Annotated in this window: 8 protein-coding genes and 1 pseudogene; all 9 read right to left on the bottom strand. The window is 62.1% G+C overall.

Annotation, left to right across the window (positions count from 1 at the left end; genetic code table 11):
* Positions 1 to 299, bottom strand: a pseudogene (locus AC1D35_RS28145) (heme lyase NrfEFG subunit NrfE); the annotation flags it as partial.
* A complete protein-coding gene (ccmE, locus tag AC1D35_RS28140; protein WP_477941211.1) occupies positions 296 to 823 on the bottom strand; it encodes a cytochrome c maturation protein CcmE in 528 nt (175 codons plus the stop codon). The gene ccmE and the pseudogene AC1D35_RS28145, both read right to left, overlap by 4 nt.
* Complete coding sequence (gene ccmI / locus AC1D35_RS28135; protein WP_477941210.1) at positions 820 to 1,971, bottom strand: c-type cytochrome biogenesis protein CcmI; 1,152 nt, start codon at positions 1,969 to 1,971, stop codon at positions 820 to 822. Before ccmI ends, ccmE begins: the two co-directional genes overlap by 4 nt.
* A 63-nt stretch (positions 1,972 to 2,034) precedes the next feature.
* Complete coding sequence (locus tag AC1D35_RS28130) at positions 2,035 to 2,763, bottom strand: response regulator (protein WP_477855592.1); 729 nt, start codon at positions 2,761 to 2,763, stop codon at positions 2,035 to 2,037.
* A 179-nt stretch (positions 2,764 to 2,942) separates the two neighbouring features.
* A complete protein-coding gene (locus AC1D35_RS28125) occupies positions 2,943 to 3,608 on the bottom strand; it encodes a Crp/Fnr family transcriptional regulator (RefSeq protein WP_477941208.1) in 666 nt (221 codons plus the stop codon).
* Between the two features lie 23 nt (positions 3,609 to 3,631).
* Entirely contained in the window at positions 3,632 to 3,790 is a 159-nt protein-coding gene (gene ccoS, locus AC1D35_RS28120) for a cbb3-type cytochrome oxidase assembly protein CcoS (protein ID WP_113301994.1), read from the bottom strand.
* Positions 3,787 to 6,069, bottom strand: a complete 2,283-nt coding sequence (locus AC1D35_RS28115) for a cation-translocating P-type ATPase (protein WP_477941205.1) — start codon at positions 6,067 to 6,069, stop codon at positions 3,787 to 3,789. The genes ccoS and AC1D35_RS28115 overlap by 4 nt, the downstream gene beginning before the upstream one ends.
* Positions 6,066 to 6,551 carry a FixH family protein gene (locus tag AC1D35_RS28110; protein WP_477941203.1) on the bottom strand — a complete coding sequence of 162 codons (486 nt, stop codon included), beginning with the start codon at positions 6,549 to 6,551 and terminating at the stop codon, positions 6,066 to 6,068. The genes AC1D35_RS28115 and AC1D35_RS28110 overlap by 4 nt, the downstream gene beginning before the upstream one ends.
* Positions 6,548 to 8,116, bottom strand: a complete 1,569-nt coding sequence (ccoG, locus tag AC1D35_RS28105) for a cytochrome c oxidase accessory protein CcoG (protein WP_113301991.1) — start codon at positions 8,114 to 8,116, stop codon at positions 6,548 to 6,550. The genes AC1D35_RS28110 and ccoG overlap by 4 nt, the downstream gene beginning before the upstream one ends.
* Positions 8,117 to 8,301 lie beyond the last annotated feature (185 nt).

Genomic DNA, 8,301 nt, shown 5'->3' with positions numbered 1-8,301 from the left:
AGCCAGAGCATCATCGATCCCTCGTGATTGCCCCAGACGCCGGAATATTTGTAGATCAGCGGCACCAGCGAATGCGAGTTCTCCCAGACGTTCTGAACCGAGAAGTCGGAGACGACATGGGCATAGGTGAGCACACCGAAGGAGAAGGTCACGAGGGCAAAGAGCAGGAGGGAGCCCAAGGGTGCCACATCCATCATCGCCTGATCGCCGCGCCTTGCACCGATGACGGGCACGACTGACAGGACGATTGCGGTTGCGAGCGCCAGAACCAGCGCGTAATGGCCGATCTCGATGATCATGGTGTCGCCCTTGTCTCTTGCCCCTGGGCTTCCTGGCTCTTTGCGGCCTCACCCTTGGCTTCCTGCCCCTGTGCTACGGCTCCCTTGCCCTCTTCCCAGAGGCCCTGRGCCTTCAGCCKGTCGGCCACTTCCTTGGGCATATAGGTCTCGTCATGCTTGGCMAGCACGGTATCGGCGGTGAAGACAGGGCTGCCCGTCTCGAACGTGCCTTCGGTGACGACGCCCTGTCCTTCGCGAAACAGGTCCGGCAGGATGCCCTGGTAGCGGACATTGACGATCTCGCCGCTCGGGTCGGTCACCGCAAAGCGCACGACAGAGCCCTCGCCGCGCAKGACRCTGCCGCTCCCCACAAGCCCGCCGAGGCGGATGCGGGTGCCCGGTGCCACCGGCGTCTTGGYGAGATCGCCCGGCATGTAGAAATAGGCGACCGACTGGCTGAAGGCGAACATSACGAGCAGCACGGCGACGAGGATGAAGCTCATGCCGCCGGCAATCACCGCCAGGCGTTTCTGCTTGCGCGTCATTCCACCGATCCTTCCGTCGCRATGCCGAGTTCCTTGCCGAGCGCCAGGAGCTGYYTGCCCTGATCGCCCGATGCCGGGAAGGCGGCAAGCCCGCGCTTCAGGGCRGTCGCGGCGCGATCCTTGTCGTTCAATACGGCGTAAGACCGGACAAGGCGCATCCAGCCCTCGAAATTATCAGGATCGGCAGACAGTTTGGCATCCAGGCTTTCCACCATGCCGCGGATCATCTGCTGCCGGTCGCCGCTGTTCATCGTCTCGGCTGCTGCGACATCTTCCGTCGTCGGGCCGCCCGGTGCGGCAGGCTGTGCGGCAGCCTCGCCAGAAGAGGCGACCGCCGTGCCGCCGTTTTTGGCGATGTGCTCGTTGACCAGCGGCAGCCACGGCGCATCGGCCGGCGACTGCCTGGCGAGATCCTCGAAGGCACCCCGCGCCTCGCCGGGCTGGCCCGCCTGCTCCAGGCTCAGTGCGATGTAGAAACGCGCACGCGGGTTGTTCGGCTCCAGAGATAGTATTTGCTTGAGTTCATCAAGCACGTCTGTGGTCACCAGGCCGTTTGACGTGGCCATTAGCGTTTCCGACAGTCCCTCCAGGCGGAAGACATTGGCTCCGCCGAGGCGAAGCGCCGCACGATAGGCTTTTGCCGCGTCATCGACCCTGCCCATCTTGAGATAAACCGGAGCGATGACGTCCCATCCGCGCCCGTCCTCAGGCTGACCGGCCAGGTGATCTTCCATCTTCTTCACGAGGATTGCGAGATCCTCGCCGGGCTGGGCGAGCCTTATGGCCAGCGGACGGGAGGGAAGATCGGGAGAGCCGAGCGAGACGTAAAGAGCGATGCTGAGCAATGGCAAGAACACGGCGATGGCGTGTTTCAGCCATCTGTCGGAGCGTTGCGCGGTCTGCGCCGGCCGGTTGTCATCCGCGGCCTTGAAGAGCCGGCGCGCCGTTTCTGCTTTGGCCAGTTCGTATTCGCCCGGCGAGATACGTCCGGAGGCGATATCCTCGTCAAGTTCGAAAAGCTGGTCGCGATAGACCTTGCCGGCATCCGCTTTTACGCTCGCTGCCTTCCGCCCCCCCGTTGAAAGCGGATGAAGCAGGATGGCAGTTGCTGCGGTCGTCATCACCGCGAAAAGAATCCAGATCGTCATTGGTACAGCCATAGTGGCTCGACACATAACCCCAGCAGCGGACCGGACATTGACGAGAATCAATTATCTCGATGTTCGTCCCGGTCGGCCGGTGAAAACATAACCGACGCCGCGCACCGACTGGATGAGGTCCGGGCTCTTCGGATCATCCTCGATCTTCTTGCGCAAGCGGACGATCTGGGCGTCGATTGCGCGATCGAAGGCTTCGAGATTGCGGTTCCTCGTCATATCCATCAGCGTCTCGCGCGAAAGCACCCGGCCGGGATTGCGCACGAAAACCAGAAGCATGTCGAACTCGCCCGTCGTCAAGGCAATGTCCTCGCCGTGGGGCGAGGTCAGCCGCCTGCGCGACACATCGAGAGACCAGCCTTCGAAGGCGAGCGTTTCTTCTTCTCCATTGGCGGCGCGGGCACCGTCCGAGGATGTGCGCCGCCGCAGGATTGTCCTCAGACGAGCCAGGAGTTCCCTCAGATGAAATGGCTTGGCAATGTAATCATCGGCGCCGACCTCGAGGCCGACAACCTTGTCCGTGACATCGTCCTGACCGGTCAGCATGAGAACCGGCACGTCGGATGTGCTTCGAAGCTCCCGCAACAATTCGAGACCATTTTCGCCGTTCGGAAGCACCAGATCGAGAAAAATTGCCGCGTAAGAGCCCCTGGCCAGTTCGGAACGCATCGCCGCACCGTTTGCGACGGCGTTCACCTTAAATCCATTGTCTTCGAAGTAACGCACCAGCATCTGCCTGATCCGTGCGTCGTCATCGACCACCAGAATACGGTCCGGTTCCATTGTCCTCGTTAATCTTGTTTCGTCTTGCCAATCAGATACCGCAGGAACTCGGGCAGCGCCACCGTTCCCGGCGCCGCATGCAGTGGTTTCAAGAAAAAGCTGGTGATGAACGTTCCGGACTGGTCGGCCCATCGCGGTAGCACGACAACATTGCCCATTGGGATCCGGCGTGATTGTCGCTAACAGGCCTGGCGCAGCAGCGCGACGTTTTCGATAAGCACCGTTCGACCCTTTACGTCGACCCCGCATCGTGTCAGGGCGGCAAACGCCCGTGACAGGGCCTCCGGTCCAAGCCCGAGTTTTCCAGCGAGAATCTGCTTCTTGTACGGAAGATGGAATGTCGCCTGAAGCGCCGCTTCCGGGCACTGGCGCAACAGGAAATTGGCCACACGCTGAGCCGCCGTGTGCAAACGATCGCCGGCCATGCCATCGAAGGCCTCGAGGAGATGGCGAGCCGATATTTTCAGCAGGTTGCGCTGGAACTGGGGGCACTTCTCGGCGAGTGCCCGCAGCGCGGCAGCCTCGAAGAGCATGAGCTCGCTCAAGGCGCCGGCGCAGGCGCCGTGCGCATAATTGCCGCCGAGCGCTATGACATATTCGCCGATGAAATCGCCCGGTTCGCAGACGCAGACGTCCGCCTCTTCCCCGCTCGATTCCCTTCGGGTCAACCTGACCACGCCACTTGCGACATAGAGCGCATGGATGCCAGGATCCCCCTCAGCAAAAATCTCTTCGCCGGCTACATATGTGCGCAGCCTGGCGAGGACGGTAAGGCGCGTTACAGTATCCTCGCTGAGCTCACCGAATAGGTCCGACCGCAAAAGCCGTTCGTTGTTGAAAAGCATCTGTCTTTTCCTGGCTGATGCGCTCACGTGACGGTTGGATCGGAATCATCGTCGGCAAGCACCCGCCAGGAAGCGCCCTCCAGATCATCATACTGACCGCTTTTTAAGGACCAAAGGAACGCGGCAAGTCCGAGGCCGCCCATGAACAGGGCGATCGGGATCAGATAGAGGAGCATGTTCATATGACCTTGACCTCCTGGTCGCGGGCGAACTCAGGCATCGCCGGCAGAGGGGCGCTTCGCATTGTAAAGGCGTTCAGACGCAGGGCGTTGGTAACGACGATGATGGAGGAGGTGGACATCGCCACGGCCGCGATCAGCGGCGTCGCAAAGCCGGCGATCGCAATCGGCACGGCGAGGATGTTGTAGCCGATCGCAAGGGCGAAATTCTGCCGGATGAGCGCGGCCGAACGCCTGGCGATCCGTATCGCTTCGGGCACCGCATCGAGCCGTTCGTTGAAGAACACGAGGTCGGCCGCCTGGCGTCCGATGTCGGACGCGCTGGATGGCGCCATGGAGACATGGGCTGCAGCCAGGGCGGGCGCATCGTTGATGCCGTCACCGACCATCAGAACCCGGCGTCCTTTCTCTCGCAAGGCCTCGCAGGCTTCCACCTTCTGCTTCGGCGTCAATGCGCCACGGGCGTGATCGACGCCGAGGCTGCGTGCCGTGCTTTCCACCACGGACTGGCGGTCCCCCGAAAAAATCAACGTCTGAAACCCGGCCGATTCCAGATCGGCGACCGCCTCGACTGCTCCGGGGCGAAGCGTGTCATCGAAGAAGAAGCGGGCCAGCGCTGCCCCGTTTGCCGAAAGCACGACTTCGGAAAGCGGACTGTCTGATGTCGCGATATCGGCCTGTCCGCAAGCGAAAGACGCGTTTCCGAGCCTATAGACGACATCCCCACGAGAGGCTTCGAGGCCGCCGCCTGCAACCTCCACCACACGTTCGAATTGCTCGGCTGCGTCCGCCTGACGGGCGAGCGACTGCGAGAGAGGATGCCTGGAATGGTGAGCAAGCCCGGCTGCGATCGCGATGCTCCTGATATTATCGGCCTCCGTCCGCACGAGCCTTGGACGCCCCAGCGTCAGCGTACCGGTCTTGTCGAATGCGACGGCATCGACCTCCGCGAGCCGCTCGAGCGCCGAACCGTCCTTGACCATGACGCCCCTGCGAAAGAGTTCGCCGGCTGCAACGACCTGCACGACCGGGACGGCCAGCCCCAGAGCGCATGGGCAGGTGATGATGAGCACGGCAACGCCGACGAGCATCGCCTGCTTCCAGTCTCCGCCTATGATCCCCCAACTCAGAAACGACACCAGCGCGAGCAGATGCACGACTGGCGAATAGAGCGCCGCGGCCCTGTCGGCGATCCGCCGGTAGCGCGCCCGCCCCCCTTCCGCGGCCTCCATCAGGCCGATGATCTCGGCAAGCAGTGAGTTGCGTGCCAGCTTCGTCGTACGCACGATGAGCGACCCTGTCAGGTTCATCGCCCCGGAATGGACGTCCGTTCCCGGTTTCACGGCCACCGGGCTGCTCTCACCCGTCACGATCGACAGGTCGAGATCACTCTCGCCGCTGGCGACGATACCGTCGACCGGAATGCGGTCGCCGGCCGCCACGGCAATTTCGTCGCCGACGATAATCTCTTCGACCGCCGCGTAACGTCTCGAACCGTCGGCAGCCACCACCAGCGCCCCGCGCGGAGCAAGCCGCGCTAGCCCGTTGATTGCCGCCCGTGCCTTCTCGCGCATCACATGGTCGAGGGTCCGGCCGATCAGCAGGAAGAACAGCAGCGATACGGTGGCGTCGAACCAGGCATGCTCGCCGTGATGCATCGTCTCCCAAAGCGAAACGGCATAGGAGAGCGTGACGGCAAGTGAAATCGGCACGTCCATGTTCGTGCGGCCGCGCTTCAACGCATTCCAGGCCGACCGAAAGAAAAACCGGCCTGAATAGATGAGCGCAGGGGCCGCGATCATCGCCGAGATCCAATGGAACATGTCGCGTGTTGCGGCATCCGCGCCGGACCAGACGGAGACCGAGAGCAGCATGATATTTGCCGCGGCAAAGCCCGCAACACCCACCGCAAGGAGAAGCTGATTGCGTGTCTTGTCGCTTTCTAGCGCCATCCGCTCGAAGAGATGAACCCTGTATCCGGTCGCACTGATCGCGGCAATGATGCCGGTGGGATCGACCGGCCGGTCGTCCATGTCCTCGACATAGACGCAGCTCAGGCGCCTGGACGTCAGGTTCACCCTGGCCCGTCGCACATAAGGCAGGGCCTTCAAAGCCCGTTCGATGGTCGATATGCAGGCGCCGCAATGGACGTCGGGGACGCTGAGATCGAGCTGACGAAGCCCGCCGCCGAGCGCGTGACTGGCAAGGCCGATCTCCTCAGCGCTGAAGGAGGTCGTGCTCATCGCCAGGACACCATCCGCATTCATGGTACAGCAGGTCATTGGCCGAACTCCGCGGTGTCGATGCGAACGGCTTCGTGCATGACGATTTCGCCGCTGCGGCGCGAGGTCACTTCGACGATCCAGTCCCCGGCGGCGATCGCGTGATCCGCCTCGAACCGACCTTCAGAGAGTTTGGTCATGGCAACGCGAAAATCTTCGTGGTCGCCGACCGGCCGTTTGAAGTTGGCCACGACCTCATCGATATCAGCCGGCGAGCCGTCCCTGTTGCCGATGTCGTAGTGGATTTCACCGCCCTTCAGCGAAAGCCTGCCGGTAATCCCCGAGGCAGCCATCGCCTTCATGGCTGCTGCCTTCTGGTTGAACTCCTGGCTGGCGACATAGGTGTTTTCGACCACGAGGCCGCTCCAGCTCGACGAGGCGTACCAGGCCATCGTAAAGTTGACGGCGATGATAAYGGCGAAGAAGGCACACGTCGTCAGCAGCATGTGCGTGCCGGTAAATCCTGGGGTGCGGGTGCTCATCTGACATCTCCTGGGGCGTTGAACGCGGCCCGATAGGTCGCTCGGTCGGCATGGTCGGCGTCTTCGATCGAAAAGAGGAATTCGCTGACGGCGCTGCTCGTCGGCTTGCGGGTGACGAAGACCTTGACCGTCGTGACGGCGTCGGGCGCGGCGTCGATGGTGAACCGACGTCCCTCCTCCTTGCCGAGCTCGGGAATCCGCATCGCCGCATCATCGATGCCCGACAGGGTCAGTTCGATCGTGCGCGGCTTGGGAACCATGTTAAGGACACGCAGCGTGTACCCGTTGCGGATCGATCCATCGCTTTCCAGTACATATTGAGGATTGCGGTCATGGACGACATTGAGCTCCAGCCGTTCGCGCATCGACAGGTGCACGAGCATGGCAATGCCGATGCAGGTCCAGACGCTCGCGTAAAAGACGACGCGTGGCCGGAAGATGATGCGCCAGTTGAAATGGCGAATGCCGTCGATAAACGAACCGTCCGGATTTCTGACGCGCGCCGGCTGGACCGGTGTCCGGCCGGCATCGGTGGCGATATTCATATTGCTCGCATATTCGCTGAGCGTCGCATAGGCGATCAGGCCGCGCGGTTTGCCCAGCTTGTCCATGACATTGTCGCAGGCGTCGATGCAGAGCGCGCAGGTGATGCACTCCATCTGCTGTCCATCGCGGATATCGATGCCCATCGGACAGACCGCAACGCAGGCATTGCAGTCGACGCAGTCGCCGACGGCCTGCCCCCCCGCTTGCGTCTTCTTGGCATGGCGCGAGCGCTGTTCGCCACGCCAGTCGTTATAAGTCACGACCAGCGAATTCTCGTCGAGCATGGCGCCCTGTATACGCGGCCAGGGGCACATATAGGTACAGACCTGTTCGCGCAGCAGCCCGCCGAAGACGTAGGTGGTCGACGTCAGAACGGCCACCGTGGCGTAGGCGACGGCAGGAGCCTGACCGGTGAAGAGCTCTTTGACGAGCGTCGGCGTGTCAGCGAAGTAGAAGATCCAGGCACCGCCGGTGAGGACGCCGATAACAAGCCAGATCGCGTGCTTGAACAGGCGCTTGCGGAGCTTGCCGAGCGTCCACGGCCCGGCGTCGAGCTTCATTCTGGCATTGCGGTCACCTTCGATGGCGCGCTCGACGACGAGAAAGAGGTCGACCCAGACCGTCTGCGGACAGGCATAACCGCACCATGCGCGGCCGACAGCCGAGGTAACCAGAAACAGCCCGAAGCCAGCCATGACCAGCAAGCCGGCGACATAATAGAATTCCTGCGGCCAGATCTCGATGAAGAAGAAAAAGAAACGGCGCGACGAAAGGTCGATCAGGATCGCCTGGTCGGGCGCGTAGGGTCCGCGGTCCCAGCGGATCCAAGGGGCAAGATAATAGATCGCAAGCGTGATCAGCATCACGATCCATTTGAATCGGCGAAAGCGTCCTTCGACCCGCTTGGGGAAGACCTTCTTGCGCGCTGCGTAAAGTGGCTGGCGGTTGCGGCGGGCGTTGACCGGCTCCGCGTTGACACGTTCCACTGACTTTGGATCGGGTGCTGTGTAGAGGTTCATGGGCCTGTTCCGATTTGCGACTGCCCTTCTCCTCCGTTTCCAGCTGACGATCCTTGATTCATATCAAGAACGTGGTTTGCACGGAGAAGGCAGGCGGGCAGGAGATGCAGCCCTGAGAGAGCCGGGCGACCGCCAGACATAGGCGGTCGCGTCCGATCGTTCTTTGCGCTCGATCAAGGAGAAAG

The organism is Rhizobium sp. P1_E6 (assembly GCF_056405875.1).
Note: the sequence above shows the minus strand (reverse complement) of the source record. Positions and strands in the feature narration are given on the sequence as shown.

Excerpts from the sequence above, each read along its gene's own strand:
- AC1D35_RS28130 (WP_477855592.1), bottom strand. The coding sequence starts at position 2,763 with ATGGAACCGGACCGTATTCTGGTGGTCGATGACGACGCACGGATCAGG.
- AC1D35_RS28125 (WP_477941208.1), bottom strand. The coding sequence starts at position 3,608 with ATGCTTTTCAACAACGAACGGCTTTTGCGGTCGGACCTATTCGGTGAG.
- ccoS (WP_113301994.1), bottom strand. The coding sequence starts at position 3,790 with ATGAACATGCTCCTCTATCTGATCCCGATCGCCCTGTTCATGGGCGGC.
- AC1D35_RS28115 (WP_477941205.1), bottom strand. The coding sequence starts at position 6,069 with ATGACCTGCTGTACCATGAATGCGGATGGTGTCCTGGCGATGAGCACG.
- ccoG (WP_113301991.1), bottom strand. The coding sequence starts at position 8,116 with ATGAACCTCTACACAGCACCCGATCCAAAGTCAGTGGAACGTGTCAAC.